This is a genomic window from Kitasatospora sp. NPDC001540 (assembly GCF_042894345.1).
Classification (GTDB): Bacteria; Actinomycetota; Actinomycetes; order Streptomycetales; family Streptomycetaceae; genus Kitasatospora; species Kitasatospora phosalacinea_C.
This window is the reverse complement of the sequence record NZ_JBIAVO010000011.1, coordinates 90,538-115,435: the sequence shown is the minus strand read 5'-3', so window position 1 is coordinate 115,435 and position 24,898 is coordinate 90,538. Positions and strand designations below refer to the sequence as shown.

The 24,898-nt window shown below is 75.2% G+C and carries 25 protein-coding genes; 8 read left to right on the top strand and 17 right to left on the bottom strand.

Features of this window, described 5'->3' with window-relative positions:
• Positions 1-35: 35 nt before the first annotated feature.
• Positions 36-803, bottom strand: coding sequence for an IclR family transcriptional regulator (locus ACFY00_RS16040; protein WP_388031727.1), 768 nt, complete (start codon positions 801-803; stop codon positions 36-38).
• A gap of 38 nt (positions 804-841) precedes the next feature.
• Between ACFY00_RS16040 and ACFY00_RS16035 the strand changes: the two genes are divergently transcribed.
• The 4 genes from ACFY00_RS16035 (at position 842) to ACFY00_RS16020 (ending at position 3,772) form a co-directional block, all read left to right on the top strand.
• The gene (locus ACFY00_RS16035) at positions 842-1,507 is read left to right on the top strand and encodes a molybdate ABC transporter substrate-binding protein (protein ID WP_388031724.1); all 666 of its coding nucleotides are present in this window, start codon (positions 842-844) and stop codon (positions 1,505-1,507) included.
• 87 nt (positions 1,508-1,594) lie between these two features.
• Positions 1,595-2,107, top strand: coding sequence for a hypothetical protein (locus ACFY00_RS16030; RefSeq protein ID WP_388031722.1), 513 nt, complete (start codon positions 1,595-1,597; stop codon positions 2,105-2,107).
• Positions 2,104-2,586: a hypothetical protein gene (locus tag ACFY00_RS16025; protein ID WP_388031719.1), complete on the top strand. Its 483-nt coding sequence runs from the start codon at positions 2,104-2,106 to the stop codon at positions 2,584-2,586. Before ACFY00_RS16030 ends, ACFY00_RS16025 begins: the two co-directional genes overlap by 4 nt.
• Before the next feature lie 7 nt (positions 2,587-2,593).
• A complete protein-coding gene (locus ACFY00_RS16020; RefSeq protein WP_388031716.1) occupies positions 2,594-3,772 on the top strand; it encodes an RNA-binding protein in 1,179 nt (392 codons plus the stop codon).
• Here ACFY00_RS16020 and ACFY00_RS16015 read toward each other — a convergent pair.
• From ACFY00_RS16015 to ACFY00_RS15995, 5 genes are all read right to left on the bottom strand, one after another.
• Positions 3,759-4,535, bottom strand: a complete 777-nt coding sequence (locus ACFY00_RS16015; protein ID WP_388031713.1) for an NAD-dependent epimerase/dehydratase family protein — start codon at positions 4,533-4,535, stop codon at positions 3,759-3,761. The genes ACFY00_RS16020 and ACFY00_RS16015 overlap by 14 nt on opposite strands.
• Positions 4,532-5,689 (bottom strand): enolase C-terminal domain-like protein, encoded by a 1,158-nt coding sequence (locus ACFY00_RS16010; RefSeq protein ID WP_388031710.1) that lies wholly within the window; start codon positions 5,687-5,689, stop codon positions 4,532-4,534. Before ACFY00_RS16010 ends, ACFY00_RS16015 begins: the two co-directional genes overlap by 4 nt.
• Before the next feature lie 5 nt (positions 5,690-5,694).
• The gene (locus tag ACFY00_RS16005) at positions 5,695-6,990 is read right to left on the bottom strand and encodes an ABC transporter substrate-binding protein (protein ID WP_388031708.1); all 1,296 of its coding nucleotides are present in this window, start codon (positions 6,988-6,990) and stop codon (positions 5,695-5,697) included.
• A 120-nt stretch (positions 6,991-7,110) separates the two neighbouring features.
• Positions 7,111-7,995 carry a carbohydrate ABC transporter permease gene (locus ACFY00_RS16000; RefSeq protein ID WP_388031706.1) on the bottom strand — a complete coding sequence of 295 codons (885 nt, stop codon included), beginning with the start codon at positions 7,993-7,995 and terminating at the stop codon, positions 7,111-7,113.
• Entirely contained in the window at positions 7,992-8,930 is a 939-nt protein-coding gene (locus tag ACFY00_RS15995) for a carbohydrate ABC transporter permease (protein ID WP_388031705.1), read from the bottom strand. Before ACFY00_RS15995 ends, ACFY00_RS16000 begins: the two co-directional genes overlap by 4 nt.
• A 198-nt stretch (positions 8,931-9,128) precedes the next feature.
• Between ACFY00_RS15995 and ACFY00_RS15990 the strand changes: the two genes are divergently transcribed.
• A complete protein-coding gene (locus tag ACFY00_RS15990) occupies positions 9,129-10,058 on the top strand; it encodes a 5-dehydro-4-deoxyglucarate dehydratase (RefSeq protein WP_388031703.1) in 930 nt (309 codons plus the stop codon).
• A 126-nt stretch (positions 10,059-10,184) separates the two neighbouring features.
• A complete protein-coding gene (locus ACFY00_RS15985; RefSeq protein WP_388031702.1) occupies positions 10,185-11,333 on the top strand; it encodes a hypothetical protein in 1,149 nt (382 codons plus the stop codon).
• Between the two features lie 68 nt (positions 11,334-11,401).
• Here the strand turns inward: ACFY00_RS15985 and ACFY00_RS15980 are convergent, their stop codons facing one another.
• Positions 11,402-12,721: a polysaccharide lyase family 1 protein gene (locus tag ACFY00_RS15980; protein WP_388031700.1), complete on the bottom strand. Its 1,320-nt coding sequence runs from the start codon at positions 12,719-12,721 to the stop codon at positions 11,402-11,404.
• A 221-nt stretch (positions 12,722-12,942) separates the two neighbouring features.
• Positions 12,943-13,740 carry an IclR family transcriptional regulator gene (locus tag ACFY00_RS15975; RefSeq protein WP_388031698.1) on the bottom strand — a complete coding sequence of 266 codons (798 nt, stop codon included), beginning with the start codon at positions 13,738-13,740 and terminating at the stop codon, positions 12,943-12,945.
• 185 nt (positions 13,741-13,925) lie between these two features.
• Between ACFY00_RS15975 and ACFY00_RS15970 the strand changes: the two genes are divergently transcribed.
• Positions 13,926-15,401: an aldehyde dehydrogenase family protein gene (locus ACFY00_RS15970; protein ID WP_388031695.1), complete on the top strand. Its 1,476-nt coding sequence runs from the start codon at positions 13,926-13,928 to the stop codon at positions 15,399-15,401.
• Between the two features lie 60 nt (positions 15,402-15,461).
• On the opposite strand, the gene ACFY00_RS15965 is transcribed toward ACFY00_RS15970, so the two are convergent.
• Positions 15,462-15,755 carry a DUF1330 domain-containing protein gene (locus tag ACFY00_RS15965; protein ID WP_388031693.1) on the bottom strand — a complete coding sequence of 98 codons (294 nt, stop codon included), beginning with the start codon at positions 15,753-15,755 and terminating at the stop codon, positions 15,462-15,464.
• A 159-nt stretch (positions 15,756-15,914) separates the two neighbouring features.
• Between ACFY00_RS15965 and ACFY00_RS15960 the strand changes: the two genes are divergently transcribed.
• A complete protein-coding gene (locus ACFY00_RS15960) occupies positions 15,915-16,817 on the top strand; it encodes a LysR family transcriptional regulator (RefSeq protein ID WP_388031692.1) in 903 nt (300 codons plus the stop codon).
• A gap of 30 nt (positions 16,818-16,847) precedes the next feature.
• Here ACFY00_RS15960 and ACFY00_RS15955 read toward each other — a convergent pair whose 3' ends face one another.
• The 8 genes from ACFY00_RS15955 to ACFY00_RS15920 form a co-directional block, all read right to left on the bottom strand.
• Complete coding sequence (locus ACFY00_RS15955) at positions 16,848-17,525, bottom strand: 4'-phosphopantetheinyl transferase family protein (protein ID WP_388031690.1); 678 nt, start codon at positions 17,523-17,525, stop codon at positions 16,848-16,850.
• Between the two features lie 7 nt (positions 17,526-17,532).
• The gene (locus ACFY00_RS15950) at positions 17,533-18,639 is read right to left on the bottom strand and encodes an alpha-hydroxy acid oxidase (protein WP_388031688.1); all 1,107 of its coding nucleotides are present in this window, start codon (positions 18,637-18,639) and stop codon (positions 17,533-17,535) included.
• Entirely contained in the window at positions 18,636-19,310 is a 675-nt protein-coding gene (locus ACFY00_RS15945) for a hypothetical protein (protein WP_388031685.1), read from the bottom strand. The genes ACFY00_RS15950 and ACFY00_RS15945 overlap by 4 nt, the downstream gene beginning before the upstream one ends.
• A complete protein-coding gene (locus ACFY00_RS15940) occupies positions 19,307-19,585 on the bottom strand; it encodes a phosphopantetheine-binding protein (protein ID WP_388031682.1) in 279 nt (92 codons plus the stop codon). Before ACFY00_RS15940 ends, ACFY00_RS15945 begins: the two co-directional genes overlap by 4 nt.
• A 28-nt stretch (positions 19,586-19,613) precedes the next feature.
• On the bottom strand, positions 19,614-20,552 hold the full coding sequence (locus ACFY00_RS15935; RefSeq protein WP_388031680.1) for a 3-oxoacyl-[acyl-carrier-protein] synthase III C-terminal domain-containing protein: 939 nt from the start codon (positions 20,550-20,552) through the stop codon (positions 19,614-19,616).
• Positions 20,553-20,634: 82 nt separating this feature from the next.
• The gene (locus ACFY00_RS15930; protein ID WP_388031678.1) at positions 20,635-22,188 is read right to left on the bottom strand and encodes a hypothetical protein; all 1,554 of its coding nucleotides are present in this window, start codon (positions 22,186-22,188) and stop codon (positions 20,635-20,637) included.
• Positions 22,185-23,864 (bottom strand): class I adenylate-forming enzyme family protein, encoded by a 1,680-nt coding sequence (locus ACFY00_RS15925; protein WP_388031675.1) that lies wholly within the window; start codon positions 23,862-23,864, stop codon positions 22,185-22,187. Before ACFY00_RS15925 ends, ACFY00_RS15930 begins: the two co-directional genes overlap by 4 nt.
• Positions 23,861-24,898 (bottom strand): alpha-ketoacid dehydrogenase subunit beta, encoded by a 1,038-nt coding sequence (locus tag ACFY00_RS15920; RefSeq protein WP_388031674.1) that lies wholly within the window; start codon positions 24,896-24,898, stop codon positions 23,861-23,863. Before ACFY00_RS15920 ends, ACFY00_RS15925 begins: the two co-directional genes overlap by 4 nt.

Below are 24,898 nucleotides of genomic sequence, written 5' to 3'. Positions count from 1 at the left end.
CCCGCCGCGCAGACTGCGGTACGCCCCGGCAGGCCCTACAGCGCCGTGCGGGCCCGCCGCCCCAACTCCTCGGAGATCCCGTGCACCGCCCGCAGCAGCGGCTCCCGCAGCCCCCGCGCCCGCTCCGCGCCGCGCGCCGCCACCACGATCCCCAGCGCCGCGCCCACCGGCCCCGCCCGGCCGGTCCGCACCGGCGCCGCCACCGCCACCGTGCTCTCCGACAACTGACGGTCGCTCACGAACACCTGCTCCCGGCGGATCAGGTCCAACTGCGCCCGCAGCGTGCGCGGATCGGTGACCGTGTGCGGCGTCCAGGCGCGCAGCGGCGCCGCCAGCACCTCCTCCTGGAACTCGCGCGGCGCGTGCGCCAGCAGCACCCGGCCCATCCCGGTGGAGGCCACCGGGAAACGGGTGCCCACCATCGTCAGCAGCTCCACCGAACGGTGCCCCGCGATCCGCTCCACGAACACCAGCTCGGTGCCCTCGCGCACCGCCAGCTGGATGTTCTCGTGCGTCGCCTCGTACAGGTCCTGCATGAACGGCAGCGCCGCGTCCCGCAGGATCTGGGTGCGCGGACACCCCGAGGCGATCTCCCACAGCCGCAGCCCCACGTGCCACGAGCCGTCCTCGGCCCGCTCCAGCGCGCCCCAGGCCGCCAGCTCCGCCACCACCCGGTGCGCCGTGCTCACCGCCAGGCCCGTGCACTGCGCGATCTCCGACAGCGTCCGCGCCGGGTGCTCGCGGTCGAAGACCGCCAGCACCTGGAGGACCTTGCCCGCCGCCGACACCCGGTTCGCACTCATCCCGCCAGTCTCGCACCCCGCCCGTGGAGGAAAACCCCGTGGACCTGCTCGCCCTGACCTCGATGGCCGTCCGCCCCGCCCTCGCCGACCTCGCCCCGCTGCTGCCCCCCGTGCGGTTCGAGGCCGCGGGCGGCGTCGAGGTCGCCCGCCGGATCCGCGCGGGCGCGCCCGCCGACCTCGCCGTGCTCGCCGCCGACGCGCTCGCCGCCCTGCACGCCGAAGGGCTCACCGAGGCGCCCCGGCCGCTGTGGGACTCCGCGACCGTCGCCGCCGTCGCCGCCTGCGCACCGCCCGCCGCCCTGGACACCGTCGACGACCTGCGCACCCTGCTCACCACCGCCCGCGCCGTCGCCCACTCCACCGGCCCCAGCGGCACCGCCCTGCGCGCCCTCGTCGACCGGCTCGGCCTCACCGACCGCGTCCGCCTCGTCCAGGCCCCGCCCGGCACCCCCGCCGGCACCCTGCTCACCGACGGCCGCGCCGACCTCGCCTTCCAGCAGCACAGCGAACTCGCCGACCTCCCCGGCCTGCGGATCCTCGGCCCGCTGCCCGGCGACACCGCCATCACCTCCACCTTCGCCGCCGCCCCCCTCACCGGCAGCCCGCACCGCGAACGCGCCCGCGCCCTGGTCGAACTGCTCGCCTCCGACGCGGCCGCCGCCACCGCCCGGGCCCGCGGCATGCACCCGCACGCCCCCCGCTGAACCACCCCGCCGGACCGGCGTCAACCCCCGTACGCGGCGCGCCGATAACGGTTGGACGCCCGCCCGCCCGGACCGGAGACTGTGGCGGTGACGACCCAGACGGACTGCGCCCCGGAGCCGTACCCCGGCACCTCGACCGACCTGCCCGCCCTGCGACGGCAGCTGACCGTGCTGCAGGGCGGAAAGGTGACCTCGGTGCACGTCCCCAGCGAGAGCGAGGGCCGGTTCGCGCTGCTGCTCGCCCTGACGTACCGCCGGTCGAACGGCAGGAACGGGCTCGCGTACCGCTGGCTGACCGTCGGCAGCCCCGTCTGGCGGCTGGACCTCACCGGCCCGGGGGAGCCCGTGGTGGCCGCCGCCTCCGGCGACGCCGTCCCGCGGCTCGCCGCCGACCTGCGGGTGCTGGTCGGCCGCGAGATCACCGACGTCCGGATCACCGAACCCGGCTGGGACACCCGGATCGAGTTCGGAGACCACCGGCTGACCGTCTTCCCCACCACCTACCACACCCCGGACAGCGGCCCCGACTGGGTGCTGCGCCTGCCCTCCCGCCGCCAGTTGGGCATCGGCCCCGGCGCCCGCTGGGAGGCGCGTGGATGAGCACCGTCACCCCCGAACAGGCCCGGCAGCGGATCGCCCCGCTGCTCGGCCTCCCCGCCTGGCGGGTCGAACGCGGCTGGGGCAGCTTCGTCGACATGGAGTTCGGCGACCCGCTGCCGCCGGACCAGGACGGCCGGGTGTACGGCCGCTGGCACCTGTGGGTGATGATGGCGGCCTGGCGGCTGGAGAGCGCCGACCGCGTCCTGGCCGGCAGCGAGGACGCCGCCCTCCAGCAGGCCCTGGACCACCTGGAGGGCCGCCCGCTCACCGACGTGCTGATCGCCCCCGGCACGCTCGCCACCACCTTCGACTTCGACGGCCTGCGGCTGCGCACCTTCCCCCTCTACCGCCCCGATCCGGACGGGCACGAGTACGACCACTGGCTGCTCTGGCTGGACGGCTCGGGGGACGTCCTGGTCGCGGACTCCCGCCTGCGGATCGGCCGGGACGACGAGCCCGGCACCCCCGGGGAGCGGTGACCGCCCGGTGCTGCCGCACGTGTACCGCGTCACCAAGTACGACCCCGCCGACCGCGACGAGCGCGGCCGCTACCTCGGCACCGAGGACACCCTCAGCGACCACGGCCCGGTCGAGGCCGCGTACGTCGCCGCCGTCGCCGCGTTCGCCGCCGACTCCGGGGTGGGCGTGCTGGAGCTTCGGGAGCCCCAACTGCCGTTCGGTACGGTTCACTTCGGGCTCGAACCGGCCTACGGGGGCGACGCGTTGGACGCGCTGCTGCCCGGCGGCAGGGAAGGGCTGCACGACGGGCTGCGGGTGGACCTGCCGACCGGGCGGGAACTGGTGCGGGCGATGCTGCGCGACAGCGGGTTCTGGGGCCGGCTGGAGGTGGAGGGCCGGTTCGCCGTGCACGTCGGGTGGGACCTGTACCTGTACGTCGGCAGCCACCTGCCGTGCGAGCGGGCCGTCGCCGCGACCGGCGCCTCCGGGCTGTTCGTCGAACGGATCACCGCCTCCCCGTACGACGGCGAACCCGAGCCGCGCGAGATCGAACAGTGCCCGGCCGACCGGGAGTTCTGGGAACGGCTGCGCCGGTGCGTGGAGCGGGGCGAGGCCGCGCTGCTGGAGGAGGGGTACGCCCACAACCGAGCCCGCTGGCACCGGCTCACCCCCGCGAACCTCGACGTCGTTCGGGCCCGCCTGGCCCCGCGCGCCCTGCTCTCGGTGCGGCCGGACGTCCTCGGCGACGCCGGCGCGGTGGCCGCCCGGCTGGCCGCGACGACCGAGGAGGACGACACCTTCGAACTGGTCGTCGAGCACGCGGACGGCCGGATCACCGGCGGCGTCCACGAACCCGGCGCCGCGGCCCCCGACCTCTCCGCCGCCCGGGGTGCCGCCCTGCTGTCGATCTACGCGGGCGAGGACCTCCCGCTGTTCACCGCCGTCCGCCCCGACTCCGACGGCGTGCTGCGGGCCCGCTGGCGGACCGACCCGGCCCCCGGGGACTTCCGGTGGGCCCGGCTGCGGGCGCTGCGGGTCGGCGAGCAGGTCGTTGTCGAGGTCGGGGCGGACGGGGCGGCCGAACTGGACGGCCTGCCCGTCCGGTGGAGCGGCGGCGATCCGGCCCCCGGGGAGCGGGTGGCGGGCCGGATCACCGCGGTCGACCTGATCCGCGAGCAGGTCGAGGTGGCGCCTACAGGGTGGTGAAGTACCCGCCGAGCAGCCGGGCGTCCACGCTGTCCGGGTCCAGTTCGCCGTGCTCGGCCAGGATCCGTTCGGCGTACGCCTCGGCGTCGTCCTGCGGCTCGTAGCCGAGCGCCCGGGCCGGGCCGAGGTCCCACCAGGCGCGGGTGTTGGCGCTGATCGCGTTGACCACGGTGTGGCCGACGCCGGGGGCGGTGAGGGCGGCGTGCACCAGGCGGGCGCAGTCGCCGGGGCTGAGCCAGGTGGAGAGCATCCGGGGCGAACGTGGCTCGGGGAAGCAGGAGCCGATCCGCAGCGAGACGGTCTCCACCCCGTACTTGTCGGCGTACAGCGAGGCCAGCGACTCGCCGAACACCTTGGACAGGCCGTAGTAGGTGTCCGGCCGGGGCGGGATGTCGGCGCGCACCGGCAGCTCGCCGTCCAGCGGGGTGAAGCCCACCGCGTGGTTCGAGCTGGCGAACACCACCCGGCGCACGCCCTCGGCCCGCACCGCCTCGTACAGCCGGTAGGTGCCCTCGATGTTGCTGTGCGCGATGTTGGCGAAGGTGTCCTCCAGCGAGATCCCGCCGAGGTGGACGACCGCGTCCACGCCGCGCACCGCCGCCCGGACGGCGTCGGCGTCGGTCAGGTCGAAGGCCAGCGCGTCCGGGGCGCCCTCGACGGGCTTGAGGTCGGCCAGCCGCAGCCGGTAGCCGTACGGGGGCAGCAGCTCGCGCAGCAGGGTGCCGATGCCGCCGGCCGCGCCGGTGAGCAGGACGAGTGTCACGACACCTCCACGGTGTGGGACTTGATGTAGTCGAGGTCGAAATCGTCGCCCAGGCCCGGGCGTTCGGGGAAGCGCACCACACCGCGTTCGTCGATCGCGTCCACCGCGGAGTTCAGGTGCGGCGGCAGCAGGTCGAAGTCGACCAGCGGGTGCAGCAGCCCGCGCTCGTACCAGCGGGCGTTGGTGGTGGCGCCGAGCAGGGCGAGGTTGCCGGAGCCGTTGCCGTGCACCTCGCAGTCCAGGTTGAACGCCTCGGCCAGGTGCAGGGTGCGCACCGCTGGGGTGAGGCCGCCGACGTCCGTGGTGCCGGTGCGCAGGATGTCGCAGGCGCCGGAGGCCGCCCACTCGGCGCGGGTGAAGTTCTTGCCCCAGGAGGTCTCCGGGCCGATCACCGGAATGTCCAACTGCTCGGCCAGCCACCGGTAGGAGGAGACCGAGGCCTCCTCCATCGGCTCCTCCAGCCAGTAGAACCCCAGCTCCTGCAGCGCCCGGCCGAGCCGCAGCGCCTCGGTGCGCGAGTACCAGTGGTTGGCGTCCAGCATCAGCTCGACGTCCGGGCCGACCGCCTCGCGCACCGCCGTGCAGGCCGCGACGTCGAGGGCCACGCTGGGGGCGCCCGCGACCGGCGGCATCCAGGTGTGCAGCTTGATCGCCCGGTAGCCCTGCTCGACCAGCCGCACCGCGAAGGCCGCGTAGTCCGCCGGGGTGGCCAGGCCGCCCGGTGTCTCGTCGCCGCACATGGTGGAGGCGTACGCGGGCACCTCACGGCGGGCGCCGCCGAGCAGCCGCCACACCGGCTGGCCCAGCCGCCGCCCCGCGAGGTCCCACAGCGCCAGGTCGACGAAGCACAGCGCCCGGTCGGTCAGGCCGCCGCCCGCGCCGCGCTGGCGCCGGGCCAGCGACGTCCACAGCCGCTCGCGCTCCAGCGCGTCCTGCCCCAGCAGCGCGGGCCGGACGTACTTCTCCAGCACGTGCGGGCGCAGGTGGTCGGGCTGCACCAGCACCCGCCCGGCGACGCCGTCGGCGTCGGTGACGGTCAGCAGGGCTTCACGGACCTCGTGCGGCTCGGCCGGGTGCCGGTGGCCGTGCGGGTCGACGGCGGTGCGGGCGAGGGTGGTGAAGAAGGACACCTCGACCGATTCGACGACTGCCACCGCCGTCAGCCGTTCTTCGCCTTGTAGTCGGCCTGCGCCTTGGTCAGCGCGTCGGCCACCGACTTGGCGAACTCCGCCGGGGACATCCTGCCCAGCAGCACCTTCTGGAAGTTCGGCTCCGCCTCGGTCTTGGTGATCTTCGAGTACTGCGGCAGGTAGACCGGCGGCTGCACCAGCCTCCCGCTGTTCAGCGCGTCCCCGGCCTGCTTGGTGATGCCGGACTTCAGGTACCAGTCGTCCGCGTAGGCCTCGGTGTTGGCGGGGATCTGCCCGGCGTTCTCGTTCCAGTACGAGTTGGAGGCGTGCGAGTCGAGGAACTCCAGGAAGGTCCAGGCGGCGTCCTGGTGCCTGGAGTTCCTGAACACCCCGAAGCCGTCGACCGGGTTGGCCAGCGTCGCGGTGCCGCCCGGCCCGGCGGGCAGCAGCATCCCGGCCGCCTTGTCGCCCAGCGCGGACTTCACGTCCTTGGTGGAGCCCAGGTTGTGGTGCACCATCATCACCTGGCCCGCCTGGAACTGGGCCAGCATCTGCGGGTAGGCGTTGGAGACGTCGGCCTCCGGGGTGGTGTTCCTGTACTGGGCGGCGATCTTCGCGATCAGCTCGACGTTCTTCGGGTCGTCGACGGTGGACTTCCCGCTCGCGTCGAACACCTCGGCCAGCCCGGAGTAGGCGTACGCCTCGGCCAGCACCTGGAAGCCGGAGCCCGCGCCGCCGCGGATGGTGAAGCCGTACTGGTTCCTCGCCTTGTCGGTGAGCTTCGCCGCGGCCGCGAACAGCTCGTCCCAGGTCTTCGGGACCTCCACCCCGGCCTCCTGGAACTTGTCCGCCCGGTACCAGATCACGTCCTGGTTGCCGGAGGACGGCAGTTGGTACAGGCCCTTGCCGCCCGCCGCCGCCTTCGCGGTCTCCAGCATCGCCGCCGACAGCTTCCCGTTCAGCGGGCTGCCCGCCAGGCGCTGGTCCAGCGGCACGAGTGCCTTCTGCGCGGTGAGCGAGGCCAGCAGGGCGGTGGTGACGCCGCCCACGTCGGGGGTCGAGCCGGAGGCGATCGCGGTGTTGTACTTCTCGGCGACCTCGGAGCTGGTCACCCCGACGTACTTCACCTCGATCTCCGGGTGCGCCTTCTCGAACTCGTCGATCAGGTGCTGGTAGAGCGGCGTGCGGGCCGGACCGGCGTTGTTGTCCCAGAAGGTGAGCACGGTCTTCTTCGCGGAGTCGCCGGGGGAGCCGCCCGAGGAGCAGGCGGTCAGCAGGCCGAGCGCGACGAGGGCCGCGGCGGCGGTGCGCAGGGAGCGGGCCATGGGTGGGGGTCCTGTCTGTGACGGGGCGGGGAGCTTGTGGGATCGGCGGGTCTGCGGGGCCGACGGGTCTGCGGGGTCGGCGGGTCTGCGGGGCCGGGAGGCTTGCGGGGCGGGCGGCGCTCAGCCCTTGACGGCGCCGGCGCTCATGCCCTGGACGAGGTACTTCTGCACGAAGGCGAACACCAGCACCACCGGCACCGCGGCGACCACGCCGCCCGCGGCCAGCGCGCCGAAGTCCACGGTGTTCTCGCCGATGGTGGTCTGCAGGCCCACCGGGACGGTCTGCAGTTCCGGGTCGTTGAGGAACATCAGCGCGAACAGGAAGTTGTTCCAGCTGCCGATGAAGGCGAACGAGCCGACCGCGACGATGCCCGGCCGCAGCAGCGGCAGCACCACCGCGAGGAAGGCGCGCAGCCGGCCGCAGCCGTCCACCATCGCCGACTCCTCCAGTTCCACCGGCACGTTCTTCACGAAACCGCTCATCAGGACCATCGCCAGCGGCAGTTGGAACACCGTCTCGGCGACCACCAGACTCCACCGGGTGTCGATCAGGTGCAGCAGCTGGAAGACGTTGAACAGCGGGATCAGCATCATCGCGCCCGGCACGAACTGGGTGCACAGCAGCGCCAGCACGAACACCCGCCGCCCGCGGAAGGCGAACCTGGCCAGCGCGTACCCGCCCATCAGGGCGAAGACGGTCACCGAGACCAGGGTCAGCGCGGCGATCAGCACGCTGTTGGTGAAGTAGGTGCGGAAGCCCATGCCGTTCCACACCGTGTCGAAGTGCTCGAAGGTCACCGGCCAGGGCAGCAGCGCGGTGGAACCGGCCGGGCGCAGCGCGAACAGCAGCATCCAGTAGAACGGCACCAGGGTGAAGAGCAGGTACAGGCCCAGCGGCAGGAACAGCCGCAGCAGACGCCCGGTGCCGGCCCGGGCCGCGGCGCGCCGGGCGGAGCGGGCGGCGGGACGGCGGGCGGCGGGCAGGCGGGTGGCGTCGACGCTCATCGCCGCACCCCCGTGTTCCGACCCGCGCCCCGGCCCTCGAAGCGGCTGAGCCGCAGGTACAGCACCGAGCAGAACAGCAGCAGCACGAAGGCCGCCGCGGTGAGCGCCGACCCGTAGCCGAAGTCGTAGGACTTGCGGGCCAGTTGGGCCACGTACAGCGGCAGGCCGGTGGTCGCCCCGGCCGGGCCGCCGTTGGTCAGGGTGTACAGCAGGTCGACGTTGTTGAACTCCCACACCGCGCGCAGCAGGGTGGCCAGCACGATCGCGTCCCGCAGGTGGGGGAGGGTGACGTGCAGGAAGCTGCGCACCCGGCCCGCGCCGTCGATCGCCGCCGCCTCGTACAGGTCCTTCGGGACGGACTGCAGGTCGGCGAGGATCAGGATGGCGAAGAACGGTACGCCGCGCCAGAGTTCGGCCACCACCACGGCCGGGAACACGGTGTCCGGGTCGCCCAGCACCGAGGTCGCCGGATCGCCGAGGCCGAACTCGGACAGCTGGTGGAACACCCCGGTGGCCGGGTTGTACAGCAGCAGCCAGATCCCGGTGGTCAGCACCCCGGAGACCGCCCAGGGCGAGAACACCAGCGCCCGGGCCACCGCCCGGCCGACGAAGCTCTCGTTCACGATCAGCGCCAGCGCCAGGCCCAGCAGCAGTTGCAGCCCCACCTCGGCGGCCACCCACTTCGCGGAGAACAGCAGGCTGTGCCAGAACTGCTGGTCGCCCAGCATCCGGGAGAAGTTGTCCAGCCCGACGAACGCGTCGTCGTACGGCTCGTTCACCACCCGGTGCTGCAGCGCGTAGTAGCCGACGCTGCCGAGCGGCACGAGCAGGAAGCCGACCAGCAGCAGCACGGTCGGGGCGATCAGGACGTACGGGGTGAGCGCCCGGCGAGTGCGGGCTCCGTACGGACCGGCGAGCGTCACAGGGGAGCTCACCTCCTCTACATTCGTGGACGCCGTTCACATGCGTGGACACACTAGGGAGGGTGTGAGGGGTCGTCAACCCTCTGGGCGCGCAAGGATTTTGATTCGTCGTTCATGGATGTGTACTGCGATCAGAATGATGTATAACGCTGCTGTGGCGCCCACCGCCCGGCCCGCCCCGTCGCCCCGCCGTTCCCACCGGAGGACCCCGTGCCCGACACGCCCGACCGCCTGCGCAGCCGCCTCGACGGCCTGCTGTTCTTCCCCGTCACCGCCTTCACCCCCGACGGCGGCCTCGACCTCGCCGTCTTCCGCGCCCACGTCCGGGCCCGCCTGGACGCGGGCGCGGGCGCCGTGTTCGCCGCCTGCGGCACCGGCGAGTACCACGCCCTCGACCTCGACGAGTACGAGGCCGTGGTCGCCGCCGCCGTCGCGGAGACCGCCGGGGCCGTCCCCGTCGTCGCGGGCGTCGGCCACGGCACCGCGCTCGCCCTGGAGTTCCTGCGCCGCGCCGAACGGGCCGGCGCCGACGGCGTCCTCGCCCTGCCGCCCTACCTGGTCAAGCCCTCCCAGCAGGGCCTGCTGCGGCACTACACCGACCTCGCCCGGGCCACCGAGCTCGGCGTCATCGTCTACGCCCGCGACAACGCCGTCCTCGAACCCGACACCGTCGCCGCCCTCGCCGCCCTCGACAACGTCATCGGGCTCAAGGACGGCATCGGCGACCTCGACCTGCTGCAACGCGTCATCAGCGCCGTCCGCACCACCCACCCCGGCCTCGACTTCCGCTACTTCAACGGCCTGCCCACCGCCGAACTCACCGGCCTCGCCTACCGCGGACTCGGCGTCACCCTCTACTCCTCCGCCGTCTTCTGCTTCGCCCCCGACCTCGCCCTCGCCTTCCACAAGGCCGTCAACGGCGGCGACGACGCCGGCGCCAACCGGCTGCTCGACGGCTTCTTCCGCCCCCTGGTCGAACTGCGCAACCAGGGCCGCGGCTACGCGGTCTCGCTGGTCAAGGCGGGCGTCCGGCTCGACGGCCTCGACGTCGGCACCGTCCGCGCCCCGCTGGCCGAACCCGCCCCCGAGCACGTCGCCGCGCTCGCCGAGCTCGTCGTCCGGGGCCGTGCCCTGCTCTGACCCGCCCTGCTCCGACCCGCCCTGCTCCGACCCGCCCGCCCGCCGTCCGGCCGGACCGCCCCCGGCCGGACGCCCCCGGGCCGCCGCCCGCCCCGTCTGTTTCCGCACCCACCACCAGGAGCACCCGTGCGCGCCGCCGCCTTCCTCTACCCGTGGGACGTCACCGGCGACCCCGCCGCCCCCGAGCTGCTGGCCGGGCTCGGCCTGCACGGAGCCACCCTCGCCGCCGCCTACCACTCCACCCGGGCCCTGACCCCCCGCCACCCCGCCCGCCGGATCGTCACCGCCCCGCACTTCGCCGCCTACTACCCGCCCGACCCCGCCCGCTGGCGCGGCCGCGCGCTGCGCCCCGTCGCCCAGCACTGGCTGGACGGCGAGGACCCGTTCGGCGATGCCGCCGCCGCCCTGACCGCCGCCGGGCTGGAGGTGCACTCCTGGGTGGTGCTGGCCCACAACTCCCGCCTGGGCCGGGAGAACCCGCGCTGCACGGTGCGCAACGCGTACGGCGAGCACTACCCCTGGGCGCCGTGCATCGCGCAGGAGGAGGTCGTCGAGTACTGCGCCGACCTGGCCGCCGAGGCCGCCGTCCGGCCCGGTGCCACCGGCACCGAACTGGAGTCCTGCGGCTGGTACGGCCTGGCCCACCTGCACGCCCACGACAAGATCGGCGGCGTCCCGCTCGGCCCCGCCGGGCAGTTCCTGATGTCGCTGTGCTTCTGCCCCGCCTGCCGCACCGGCTACGGCCCGGACGCCGAGGCCCTGCGGGCGGCCGTCCGCGCCGCCCTGGAACCGCTGTGGCGCGGCGCCCCCGAACCCGACCTGCCCGAGGAGTGGGACCGGATCGAACGGCTGCTGGGCGCCGACCTCGCCGCCACCGCCCGCACCCACCGGCTGGCCGCCGCCCGCCGCCTGCAGCACGCCGCCGTCACCGCCGTCCGGGCCGCCGCCCCGCCCGGCTTCCGGATCCTGCTGCACGCCGACCCCGTCCCGCACCGCAGCGGCCCCAACCCCGGCGTCGAGGCCGCCTGGCTGCTCGGCCTGACCGACGGCCTGGTCCTCCCGCACCACCTGCTGCCGCTCGCCGTCCCGCACCGCCGCCCGGGCACCGTGCTCGCCGCCAACCGGCCCGTGGTCGCCGCGCTCGGCGGCGGCCCGCCGCAGGACGTCCCGGGCGCCGACGAACTGCGGCTCTACCACGCCGGGTTGGCCTCCGACGCCGACCTGGCCGCCGTCCGGGCGTACCTGAACGGCCATGGGGAGCAACCCTCCTGGTGATCCGGCGGGGACGGGTGCGGGCCCCGGCGGGGTCCTCCCGGCGGGGCCCGTGCGGTGGGCGGCGGAACTCAGAGCCGACCGGCCCCCGCGCCCGCCGTGACCTTCGCCGGGACGGCGTTCGCCGGGTCCACCGCGGTGCGCAGGGTGGGCGTCCAGCCCGCCGAAGTGCCCAGCTGCTTGCTGGAGTTGGCGGCGTTCCAGGCGGCGACCAGGTCGGTGGTGGTGCCGTTGACCGAGTTGCCGCTCGCGGTCAGCGCGGTGCCGCCCCAGTTGTAGAGCACCTTGGCGGCCGTGACGCCGGAGGGCAGCGCGAAGTAGTTGTTCTGCGCGACGATCTGCGAGGACTTGCCGACCCCGATGCTGTACTCGTAGTCCCCGGCCGTCGGCGCGTAGTAGTTGTTGTAGGCGTCCACCTGCCCGAAGCGCACCCGGGGCGCGCGCTGCACGGTGTTCTGCCACAGGTTGTGGTGGAAGGTCACCCGCAGGTGGCCCGCGTCGGTCGCGGAGGCGCTGTCGCTGTTGCCGATCAGGTTGGTCTTGTCGTGGTTCCTGAACACGTTCCAGGAGGCGGTGACGTAGTCCGCGCCCTTGACCACGTCCAGCAGCCCGTCGTGGACCTGGTAGATCCGGCCGAAGTACGTCGGCAGGCTGGAGTCCGGGACGGCGCCGTCGGAGAAGGTGTCGTGGTCGACCCAGACGTGGGTGGCGCCGTAGACGGTCATCGCGTCGTACTCGGAGTTCCAGTTGCCGGTGGACCCGTCGGTCGGGTCCCACTGCGGGAAGCAGTCGGCGGCGTTCTCGAAGGACAGGTTGCGGACGATCACGTTGTCGACGTTCTTCACCACCAGGCCGCCGCCGCGCAGCGTGCCGCCGTTGACGCCCACGACGGTGGTGTTCGAGCCGACGTTGATCTGCACCTTGTCGGCCTGCTTCTTCTGCGAGGCGGCGCGGGCGTCCTCCAGGGCGCCGGAGGGCACCGCCGCGGTGCCCCAGACCTTCGGGTCGTAGGCGGCCAGGTACGCGGGCAGCGAGTAGCCGTCCGTGGCGTACGCCGAGCAGTCCAGGTGCTTGCCGGAGTCGTCGGTGTTGAGGTCGATGACGCCCGAGACGTAGACGATCTTGGGGGTGGCGTCGGAGCCGTTGGTGGAGTTCCTGCCGCCCAGCGCGGCCACCAGCTGGGCCCGGGTGGAGACGGTGACGGTGTGCGCGGCGTCGGCCTTGGCGCCGCCGGTGGTGCCGGTGGTGGCGGAGGCCCAGCCGTCCTTCGCGGCCAGCACGGAGTGGCCGAGGTCGGTGGCGTGGGCGGGCGGGACGCAGGCCAGCGAACCGCACAGGGCGGTGACGGCGAGCAGCGGTCCGGTGGTGCGGACGGAGCGGGGCAGGCGCATGACGGGGCTCCTCGTCGAGCTGTCGGGTGGGGTGCACGCGTGCGGCCGGGCGCCGTTTCGGTTCATGTCTGTGAACGACGGTCGCATCCGTGTCCGCAACCTAGGGAGGCGGTGCACCCCTGTCAAGGCGTCCGGCACCGGAACGCGACGGCGCCCCGCACGCGGGGTGCGGGGCGCCGAAAGGTACATGACGCCGCGTCAGCGGCGCCGCGGGGCGGGCGTCACAGGTGCCGGGTGGCCAGGGTCAGCCGGTCCCGGGCGTCGAACAGCGCGTCCCGGATCGTCTGCTCGCGGCCCGGCGTCAGCCGCGCCACCGGCACCGACACCGACACCGCGTCCCGGGCCGGGGTGCGGTACGGGATCGCCACGCCGAAGCAGCGCAGCCCCAGCGTGTTCTCCTCCCGGTCCACCGCGTAGCCCCGCGCGCGCACCTCGGCCAGCTCCCGGATCAGCTCCTCCCGGTCGGTGTGGGTGTGCTCGGTCAGCGGCTCCAGCCGCTCCGGCAGCAGCCGCCGCACCGCCTCGTCGCCCAGCGTCGCCAGCAGCGCCTTGCCGTGCGAGGTCGAGTACGCGGGCAGCCGCCGCCCGATCCGGGTGAACGGCCGCAGGCTGTGCTGGGACTGGCGGGTCGCCAGGTAGACCACGTTCGCCCCGTCCAGCCGGGCCAGGTGGATGGTCTCCCCGGTGTCCTCCGCCAGCACGTCCAGCGCCGGACGGGCCGCGGCCACCACCGCGTCCCCGTCGATGTACGAGCTGCCCACCAGCAGCGCCCGCACCCCGATGCCGTACCGGGTGCCGGTCGCGTCCGTCTCCACCCAGCCCAGCTCGGCCAGCGTGCGCAGCAGCATGTACAGGCTCGACTTCGGGTAGCCGGTCTGCTCCTGCACCTCCGCCAGGCTGTGCATGCCGGGCCGGCCGGCGAAGTACTCCAGCAGCTCCACCGTCCGCACGGCGGACTTCACCTGGGCGCCGCCGCCCGGGCTGGTGCCGCCCCGGGCGGCGTTGGTCGGCGAGGGCATCCTTGACCCCTTCTGTCCCGCGGCGTATCGTCCCGCGAAGTTCAAATAGTTGACTGTCGTTCAGCATACTGAACAAGTGGCTGAACGGGTGAGGGTCGCCGGACCGTCCGGCCCCGCGGCCGACCGCACCCCGCCGCGCTACCGGACGCTACCCGACCCCGCCGCCCCACGAGGAGGCCCGCGCCATGACCGCCGAACCCCGCCCCGGCGCCCCCGTCCCCAGCACCGACCCGCGCACCGGAACCGTCCGCGCCCACCCCGCCCGCGAAGCCGGACCCGCCGACGTCCACCGCGCCGTCACCGCCGCCCACCGCACCCTCGACGCCCTCGCCGACCGCCACCGCCGCGCCGCCCTGCTGCACGCCGCCGCCGACCTCCTCGACGCCGCCCACCCCGAGGTCCTCGCCGCCGCCGACGCCGAAACCGCCCTCGGCGAGACCCGCCTCACCGGCGAACTCGCCCGCACCACCCACCAGTTGCGCACCTTCGCGGAGACCGCCGCCGACGACGGCCACCTCGACGTCCGGATCGACCGGGCCGACCCCGCCACCGGCCGCCCCGACCTGCGCCGCACCAAGGCCCCGCTCGGCGTCGCCGCCGTCTTCGCCGCGGGCAACTTCCCGCTCGCCTTCAGCGTCCCCGGCGGCGACACCGCCAGCGCCCTCGCCGCCGGCTGCCCCGTCGTCGTCAAGGCCCACCCCGGCCACCCCGAGACCGGCGAACTCTGCGCCCGCCTGCTGCGCCGCGCCGCCGAGAGCGTCGGCCTGCCCGCCGACGTCCTCACCACCGTCCACGGCTTCACCGCGGGCACCCACCTCGTCCAGCACCCCCTCACCGCCGCCGTCGGCTTCACCGGCTCGCTGCACGGCGGCCGCGCCCTGCACGACCTCGCCGCCGCCCGCCCGCGCCCGATCCCCTTCCACGGCGAACTCGGCAGCCTCAACCCCGTCCTGGTCACCGAACGCGCCGCCGTCACCCGCCCCGAACGGATCGGCACCGGCCTCGCCGCCTCCTTCACCCTCGGCCACGGCCAGTTCTGCACCAAACCCGGCCTTGTCCTCGTCCCCGCCGGACACCCCGCCCTGGAGAAGGCCGCCGTCACCGCGGCCGCCCAGGTGCCCGCCGCGCCCCTGCTCGACCCGCGCATCCGCGACGCCTACCTCACCGGCGCCGCCCACCGCGCCGCCCTCCCCGGCGTCGAGGTCCTGCTCGCCCCCGGCCCCGCCCCCACCCCCGAAGCCCCCCTCGCCGTCCGCCCCGGCATCCTCGCCGTCGCCGCCGCCGACCTCCACGACGACCTCCTCGACGAGTGCTTCGGCCCGCTCACCGTCCTGGTCCGCTACCACGACGACACCGACCTCCACGCCGCCCTCACCCGCCTCCCCGGCACCCTCACCGCCACCCTCCACCACGCCCCCGACGAACCCCCCGCCCGCACCCGCCCCCTCCTCGCCCGGCTCACCCCCCTGGCCGGCCGCCTCGTCCTCAACTCCTGGCCCACCGGCGTCGCCGTCACCCCCGCCATGCAGCACGGCGGCCCCTACCCCGCCGCCACCACCCCCGCCACCTCCGTCGGCACCGCCGCCGTCCACCGCTGGCTGCGTCCCGTCACCTACCAGGACGCCCCGCAGGAACTGCTCCCCGCCGAACTCCGCGACTGAGCGCCCCCGACGGACCCGGTGGCGCCGGGTCCGTCGGGTCCGGCCCGCCGGGTCCGCCGGTCAGTCGACGCCTTCGACGATGCGGAAGTCCCGCGCGAAGCCGTCGGGAAGGGCCGCCAGCGCCTTCCGGTAGGCCTCGCTCCCGTACGCCGCCACGGCCCGCTCGAAGCTGTCGAACTCGACCAGGACGACGCGCTGCGCGGCTCCGGCCTCGCGGGCGACGACCCGGCCGCCCCGGGACAGCGTCCGCCCGCCCGCGGCCCGGACGGCCGCCCGGGCCAGCTCGTTGTAGGCGGCCAGCACCCCGGGGTCGGAGACGACGGGGTAGGCACTGACCCAGTAGCCCTTGGCCACGGAAACCTCCGGTGGTCGGGCCGGACCCGTCCGGCCTCGCCTCGACGCGCGGACCGATCGATCCCGCACGGGCAGGCTAGGACGTGACGCGCCGTCGGGGGAAAGACCGGTGCGGGATAGGCTCAGAACGGACCGTTATCAATCGGCGGGGGAGGGCGCGTGGCGCCGGACACGGTGAGCCTGCGCTACTTCCTGGTGCTGGCCGAGGAGTTGAACTTCACCCGCGCGGCCGCCCGGATCGGCATCGCCCAGCCCGCGCTCAGCGCCCGGATGCGCCGGCTGGAGGCGCAACTCGGCACCGCCCTGATGGTCCGCGACACGCGCAGTGTCGCCCTGACCGCGGCCGGTGCGGCCCTCGCGGAGTCCGCGCCGCCCGCGCTGGCGGCCCTCGACCGGGCCTGGGAGAGCGCCCGGAGCGCGGCGGCCGGGCAACTGGGCACGCTGCGCATCGGATACAGCCTCAGCGCCGGGGCCGGGACGGCACCGGCCCTGGTGGAGCGGCTGACCCGCGGCAACGGCGGCCTCCAGGTCGGCGCGGTCCCGATGGCGACACCGGAGATCTCCCCCGCCGTCGCCGACGGCCGCCTCGACGCCGGGATCACCCGCGGCGAACAGCCCGCCCCCGGCGTGCGCCGCCTCCTGCTGCGACGCGCCCGCACCGGGGTCCAACTGGCCCAGCACCACCCGCTGGCCGCACGCGCGGAGATCGAGGTCGCCGACGCGGCCGCGTACCCGCTGCGACTCCCGGACCGCACGGCCAACCCCCTGGTCCACGACCAGCTGTCCGCGCTGTTCCGGGACGTCCGACCGCACCCCCGCTTCCGCACGGCCGCCGTCTCCTACGACATGTCCCAGCGCGACCTGCGCGACGGACTCACCCTCGCCCCGGCCGGAGAGACCGCCACCACGGCCCAACCGGCCGGCCTCACCTGGCGCCCGCTGCGCGGCGCGCCCGACCTGACGTACCACCTGGTCCTCCCGCGCGAGCAGACACCCCTGCACCGCCGCGTCCGCGCCGTCGCCGAAGCCCTGGCGCACGAACTGCACTGGCTACCGGACTGACCTGTGGCCGGTGCGGGAGCCGCGGACGAGTCAACTCCAGCTCCAGCGGCGGAGGGTGGTGCGGAACGGGGCGGTGCCGGCCAGGGCGACGGCGGCGTGGTGGCCGGGCGGGGCGGGGGCGTCGGTGACGCGGTAGGAGAGGGACCAGGCGTCCTCGGGGGGCGGCGGGCCGTGGAGCGGGACGCGCAGGCCCTGCAGGAGGCGGCCGCCGTGCGCCTTGACCAGGGCCTCCTTGTGGGACCAGAGGCGGGCGAAGAGGGCGGCGCGCCGGGCGGGGTCGGAGACGGCGCGGAGGTGGTCGGCCTCGGCGGGCGGGAAGTAGCGGGCGGCGAGGGCGACGGGGTCGGTGGCGGGCAGGACGCGCTGGAGGTCGACACCGACCGGGCGGACGGGGGAGAGGGCGACGAGGGCGAAGGCGCCGGAGTGCGAGAGGTTGAACCGGGGCGCGTCGCCGGGGAGCGACGGTTTGCCGTGCGGGCCGTGCTGCCAACGGAGTTCGGCGGGGGCGGTGCCGAGCCGTTCGGCGAGCAGACGGCGCAGGGCGGCGTGCGCGAGGACGTAGCGGCGGCGGGTGTCGGGGTCGCGGCAGGCGTTGGCGCGCTGCCGTTCGGCGGGGGAGAGGTCGGCGAGCAGCGGGGCCAGGGGCAGGCCGGGGCCGGGATCGGGGACGAGGTGGAGCAGGACGGTGTCCCGGGGGTCGGCGGTCACTGGGCGGTCACCGGGCGGTGGCGGGGGCGAAGGAGACGGCGCCGCGGTCCAGGGCGGCGAGGGTCGGGCGGCCGGTGAGCGCCATGGTGTGGGCGAGTTCGGCGGTGGCCAGGTCGAGGACCCCGGCCACGCCGTCCGCACCGCCGGCCGCCAGGCCCCACAGGACGGGACGGCCCAGCAGCACCGCCCGCGCGCCCAGCGCCAGCGCGGCGTAGGCGTCGGCGCCGCTGCGGACCCCGCCGTCGAACAGCACCGGGCAGGCCCCGGCGACCGCGTCGACCACCTCCGGCAGGACGTCCAACCCGGCCGGGGCGCGGTCGAGTTGGCGTCCCCCGTGGTTGGAGACGACGATCGCGTCGGCACCGTGCCGGACCGCCAGCCGGGCGTCCTCGGCGGTCAGCACGCCCTTCAGGACCAGCGGCAGCGGACTGCGGGCGCGCAGCCAGGCCAGGTCGGACCAGGTCACGCCCGGGTCGACCGCCTCGGCGGTGTGCGCGGCGAGCGCCGATCGGCCGGGGGCGGAGCGGTGGGCCGCGGCCATCAGGGCCGGGTCCAGGTTGACGGCCCGGACGTCCGGGGGGACCGCGAAGCCGTTGCGGGCGTCCCGGTGGCGGCGGCCCAGGTACGGGGCGTCCACGGTCAGCACCAGGGCCCGGTACCCGGCCGCGGCGGCCCGCTCGACCAGGCCCGCCAGCACGTCCCGGCGGCGCAGCCAGTACAGCTGCAGCCAGCGCGGACCGTCCGCCGCGGCCGCGATCTCCTCCAGGGTGCGGGAGGCGAACACGCTCACCACGTACAGCGCCCCGGCGCGCCCGGCCCCGCGGGCGGTGGCGAGCTCGCCGTCGGGGTGCAGCAGCCGGTGGTACGCGGTGGGGGCGACGCCGACCGGGGTGGCCAGCGGGCTGCCGAGCAGCTCGGTGGCGGTGTCGGGCGCCGAGACGTCGACCAGCACCCGGGGCCGCAGCGAGACCCGGGCGAAGGCCCGCCGGTCCGCGCCGAGCGCCCGCTCGTCACCGGCCCCGCCCTCGACGAAGTCGCGCACCGAGTCAGTGAGTCGGCGGTACGCCGGTTCCCGGTAGTCGGTCAGCCGGAGCGGCGTGGCGGGCGCGGTCACCGGGCGGCCACCCGCCCCGCCAGCTCCTGCCCCGCCAGCTCCCACCACGGACCGGCGCCCGGCCGGACGGCGGCGGCGGTGGCGGCGGGGTCGACCCGCAGCGGGCGCTCGCCCGGCAGCGGATCGCCGAACAGCAGCGCCACGCCCCGGCTGGCCGCGGGCAGCGCGACCGGCACGCCGGGGTCGTACGGCAGCCGGTCCTGCTCGACCACCAGCAGCAGCGCCCGCCGCAGCCCGGCCGAGTCCGCGTACGCCGCCAGCAGCCGCAGCGCGGCCGACGCGGCCGCACCGCCCTGGTCGGTGACGGCGAAGGAGAGCGGCCGGCCCGGGCAGACGTGGCCCAGCCGGCAGGCCGTGGCCCGCCCCGGCGCCAGGTCGGGCACGGAGTGCGCCAGCACCAGCAGGTCCACCTGCTCACCCGCCGGGACGACCGCCCGGATCAGCTCCTCGGCCATCTCCCCGTACGACTGACCGGTGACGACCGGGTCGGGGCGCAGACCGTACGGGGCGAGCAGGTCGGTCAGGTAGCGCCGCAGCCGGGCCGCGTGCACCGGGTCGGCGGCCAGCGCGGACGGCTCCGGGAAGGCCAGCCGCGCCGCCCGGCGCACGCCCCAGGACGGGTGCGAGGAGGACGCGGCCGCGCCGGGCGGGAGGAGGACGCGGGTGCTCACGCGTCCGCCAGCAGGTGGTCCGCGACGTACGCCGCGAGCGAGCCGACGGTGGTGAAGTCGTCCCGGCCGAGGTCCTCCACGCTGATCTCCAGGCCGAGGCGCTCCTCCAGCTCCAGGACGAGTTCCAGGCCGGTGGTGGAGTTCAGCCCGAGGGCGTCGAGCAGCTCGGTGTCCGCGTCCGCGCCGGAGACCTCGCGCTTGAGCACGACCGGCAGCAACGCGCAGATGGCGGAGATCAGTTGGGTGGGGGAGGTCGGTTCGGTAGGGGAGGTCATCGGGAGGAATCCTTCGAACGGGGGGTGGTCAGTGCTGGAGGACCATGGCCGCGAACGTCGCACCGCGTCCGGCGCCCGCCGCGGCCATCACGTACGGTTCGCCCGGCTGCAGCAGGCCGCGCTGCCGGGCGGTGCGGTGGTTGAGGAAGTGGTCGGCGCAGAACACGTGCCCCACCGTCGGCACGTGCTCCAGCACCACCCGCTCGCGCGGATAGCCCAGGACCCGGCAGACCTGGTGCCAGGCCACCCGGTTGACGTTGTGCGGCAGCACGGCCGTGACCCGCTCCAGCGACAGCCCGGCCCGCTCGACGGCCGCGCGCACCACCGCCGCCAGCGCCTCGCCGTAGATCCGTTGGAACTCCGACTCCAACTCCGCGCGGTCCGCGACGGTGTCGAACTCGCCGCGCAGGTCGACGGCGTACGACAGCACCCGGTCGCGCCCGCCGGACGCCGAGACCAGACAGGCCCCGGCGCCCTCGCCGAAGAAGGAGCTGCCCGGCACCGCCGCGGCCTCCGGCGTGAACGCCTTCTCCCCGGCCAGCACCAGCGCCAACGCGTCCGGATCGCCGTCCGCGGCCAGCAGCCGACCCGCCGCGTCGATCGCCAACAGGCCCGAGGCGCAGGCGTGGTGGCCCACCGAGAACACCGGAACCCCCGCGTCCAGCCCCAGCTCCGCACACAGCTCCCGCACCGGATCGTGCGGGTACGGGACGACGGTCGGGAAGGAGCGGGCGTGCAGCACGTAGCGCACCAGGTGCTCCCGGCCGCGCAGCGCCGCCAGCCCCGCGACCGCACCGCGCAGCAGGTCCAGCAGGCTGCCGCCCTCGTCCCGGCTGACCTCGCCCAGCCCGTGGTAGCGGCGGAAGATCCGCACCTGCATCGGTGTCAGCCCGAGCTCGGCGCCCAGCACCTCGATCGGCACCCGGCCGGACGGCAGGTGGTCGGAGACCGCGAAGAGCGAGGTCACCGGCCCCACCTCCGCCGCGCACGCGAGTACGGACGCGGACGCGGGTGCGGGTGCGCGAGGGCGGGACGCACGCGCGGGGACCTCATCGCGGCACCCCCGCCCCCACGCCCGTGTCCGGGCTCGCGTCCGTAACCGGGTCCGCCGCCAGGAAGCCGAGCGCGGCCTCCACCGCCAGCTCCTCCACCGTGCGGGCCAGGGTCTCGGCGTCGGCGGGGGAGACGTGGTGGGTGTCGGTCAGGACCTCCATCAGCAGCCCCTCCGGCGCGTCCTCGAACTGGGACTGCAGGATCCGCCCCGCGAGGTCGGTGCGGCGCACCCAGCGGAAGGTGCTGCGGGCCCGGGCGGCCAGCAGTTCCTCCGGGGTGGCGGCCGGGCGGGCCGTCGCGGCGCCGAGCGTGCTGCGGTCGTTGAAGAAGCACTGCACGTCCACCTCCTCGCCGCGTTCCGCCGCGATCCGGGCGATGAGTTCCTTCAGCCGCTCCGGGTGGAAGTACGCGTGCTTGTACGCCGCCAGAGTCGCGCCCCGGGCCGCCGCGACGGCGGCCGGAACGCTGCCGTCGCCCACGTCCAGGACGGCGATGCCCGCCTGGGCGGCCATGCAGACCGTCTCGCCGATCACCGAGCGGAAGCGGTTGTTGACCACCGGCCGGAGCACCACCGGCTCGGCCGCGCCGATCCGGCGCAGCGCCAGCGCGTACAGCCCGAGCAGCGCCGTGCGCGGATCGCCGTCGGTGCGGGCGGCGACCACGGGCAGCGCCAGCGGGAGGGCGGGGGAGCGGAACTCGCCCGTCCAGTGCCGGGGGTGGCGCGGATCGGTGGAGGGGGCGAAGCGGCGGGCCGGGACGGCGCGCAGGATCCGCTCCCAGTGGCGCAGCGCCCGGGCGTTCTGCTGCAGCCCGGCCGCCGAGCCCTGCCAGGCCGCCTGCTCCAACTGCTGCAGGCCGACCACCGGACCGTCGGCCCGCTCGCGCACCTCGCGCAGCATGATCGCCCCGCCCGCGGCATCCGTCACCAGGTGGTTCATGATGCTGACCAGGTGCGTCGGACGGCCGCCCGCCCGTACCACCGCCATCCGCACCGGCCACTCCGTCGCGTGGTCGAACGGCCGCTCCCGGTAGGCGAGTTCGACCCGCGCCGCCAACGCGGCCGGATCCTCCCCGGCGGACGCGTCGTACACCTCCAGCCCGATCCGGCCGGACGCGAACAGCTCCTGCGTCGGGTGCCCGTCCAGGCCGAAGCGCAGCCGGGTGCGCATCGACGGGAAGCGGCCCATCAGGTAGCGCAGCTCCGCCACCACCGCTTCCACCGTGCTGCTCACCGGGAGGGCGGCGGTGCCACCGATCGGCAGCGAGTTGCGCTGCGCGACCATGGCGTGCCAGATCTCCCACATGCCCCAGGACAGTTCGCCGACGCCCGAACCGTGCCCGGCGAAGGAGACCTCGATCGTGCGCGGGCACAGTTCGCCGTCGGCCGAACCGTGGCCGGCATGGGGCACCTCGGCTGCGTGCGGGCACAGTTCGTCAACCGTCGAACCGTCCTCGGCGCGGGGTACCTCCACCGTGCGCGGGCACAGTTCGCCGACGGCCGAACCGTCCTCGACGTGGGCCGCCTCGATCCGCTCGGCGGGGCCCGTCACGGCGTCACCGCCCCAACCGCCCCAACCGCCCCAACCGCCCCAACCGCCCCAGCCGCCCCGGCCCGGTGCCGCTGTCGCATCAGGAACTTGCGGACCTTGCCGGTCGGCCCGAGGATCAGCTCCTCCTCGCCGATCACCAGCACCGCGCGCAGGGTCGCCGCCGCCGCGGGCGTCAGTGCCGCCCGGACGGCCGGGGTCCGGTCGACGGACGGGTCGGCGTCCGGGCGCAGTGCCAGCAGTACGTCCGTCACCACCGGGCCCTCGCCGTCCGGTACGCGCAGGGACACCACCGTGCAGTCGAGCACGTCCGGGCAGGCCGTCAGGATGCGCTCCTCGCTCAGTGCCGTGTACAGCCACTCGCCGCCGCCCAGGTCGACGGCGTCCACCGCCCGGTCGACGTGGAAGTAGTAGCCCTCCGCGTCGCGGTACAGCAGGTCGCCGGTCAGGTAGTAGCCGTTCAGCCGGTTGCGGTAGGTCGCCGCCGAGTCGTTCCAGTAGCCGGGCGCCAGCGTCGGCGCCTTCAGGCCGAAGTGGCCGACCTCGCCGACCGGGACCTCCCGGCCGGTGGCCAGGTCCAGCAGCGCGACCTCGGCGAAACCGTGCGGCACGCCGACGCAGCGCCCGTACCGTTCGGTGTCCGGGCCGTGGGTGAGGTGGAACGCGGAGTGGCCCATCTCGGTGGAGCCCAGGCCGTCGACGAAGTGCGAGCCGGGCACCCGCCGCACCCCCTCCCGGGTCACCGTCACCCGGGACCCGGCCGCCACCAGCCGGCGGACGTGCGGCTCGTGCGCGCAGTCACCGGTGTTGAACCACAGCGAAACCGACGACAACCGACGCTCCGTCAGGTCGTACCGGGCCAGCTGCGCCCAGGTCGCGGCGAAGCCGAACACCCCGGTCGGCTCCCAGCGCTCGATCGCCGCCAGCACCCCGTCGCCGTCCTGCGCGGAGAGGAACAGCACCTCGCTGCGGTGGCACAGCGCCAGGTTCAGCGTGGAGACGCCCGCCGCGTGCGCGGCCGGCAGCGCGCTGAGGATCCGCTCGGTGCCACGGGCCCGCGGCGCCGCCAGCCGGAACAGCTTCACCGCCGCGAACAGACTGGCGTGCGAGTGCACCACCGCCGCGGGCATCCGGGTCGTCCCCGAGGAGTGCGTGATCACCACCGGGTCGTCCGCGTGGTGCCGGTACGGGGCGGGCGCCGCCGCCGGATCACCGCCACCCGGACCGGCCGCGTCCGCGTGCAGCGCCACCCCCACCTCCTCTCCCGCCAGTCGCTCCCGGTGCTCGGCGTCCGTCAGCAGCGCCGTCGCCCGCAGCCGCCGCACGTACTCGGCCGCCACGTCGCCCGGCAGGTGCCGGTTCAGCAGCGCCGGGACGGCGCCCAGCCAGGTCAGCGCCAGGAAGTTCAGCAGGCAGTCCGCCGACCCCGACACGTACAGCGCCACCGGGTCGCGCGGCCCGACGCCCCGCCCGTGCCACCAGGCCGCCCGGGCCGCGACCCGGTCCCGCAACTGGCCCAGCGTCAGCCCGTGCCCGGCCGGGAAGCCGTCGACCGGGACGTCGAAGGCCGCGCCCGGCCCATCCGGGTCCGCGCCGTGCGCCAGCAGCGAGGTCAGCACGTTGCCCGTGCCCAGCCCCGGGTCGGCGGCCAGCCGCGCCCTGATACCGGTGTCCCTCACGTCCTGCCGCCTTCCTCGATCACGATCATGCCCATGCTCGCGTTCACGCCCGCGTTCACGCTCACGCTCACGCCCGTCACCTCTCCGATCGCCGCCAGCAGACCGGTCCGACCCGGCTGGCAGGCCCGGTCCAGCGCCGGGGCGAACGGCAGCACCGCCCCGTCCGGGCGGGTCACCCGGCGCGGCGCGGCCCGCAGCCGCGGCCCCTCGGCGGCCGTGGCCAGCACCTCCGCGGCGAACCCGCAGGAGCGGTTGGAGTCGTCCAGCACCACCAGCCGCCCGGTCCGCCGCAGCGAGGCCGCCAGGCCCGCCCGGTCCAGCGGGTGCAGGGTGCGCGGGTCGAACACCTCCACCGAGACGCGCCCCGCCAGCTCCTCCGCCACCGCCAGCGCCTCGTGCACCAGGTGGCCGACCGCGACCACCGTCACGTCCGTGCCCGCCCGGTGCACCCGGCCCCGGCCCAGCGGCACCGGCCCGAGCGCCGCCGGGTCCACGTCCTCGCGCACCCCCAGCGCCCCCGCCGGCGCGAACACCACCACCGGGTCGTCGTCGCGCAGCGCCGACAGCAGCAGCCCGTACGCGTCCGAGGGGGTGGCCGGGACGACCGTCTTCACGCCCACGTGCGCGAACAGGCCGTACGGGTGGTCCGAGTGCTGCCCCGCCCAGGCCTCCCGCGAGCCCGAGCCCGGCAGCAGGTACGTCACCGGCACCCGCGCCCGGCCGCCCGACATCAGCGAGACCTTGTGCGCCTGGTTGGCGATCTGCTCGAACGCCAGGAACAGCAGCGACGGGATCTGGAACTCCACCAGCGGCCGCAGTCCCACCAGCGCCGCGCCCGTCGCGAAGGAGGTGAACGCCTGCTCCGAGATCGGCGTGTCCAGCACCCGCTCCGGCCCGAACCGCTTCACCAGCCCCGCCGTCACGTTCGACACCGCGACCCGGACGTCCTCGCCGAGCACGCACACCGACGCGTCGCGCGCCATCTCGTCGCCCAGCGCCCGGTTCAACGCCTTCAGGTACGACAGCTTCGGCAC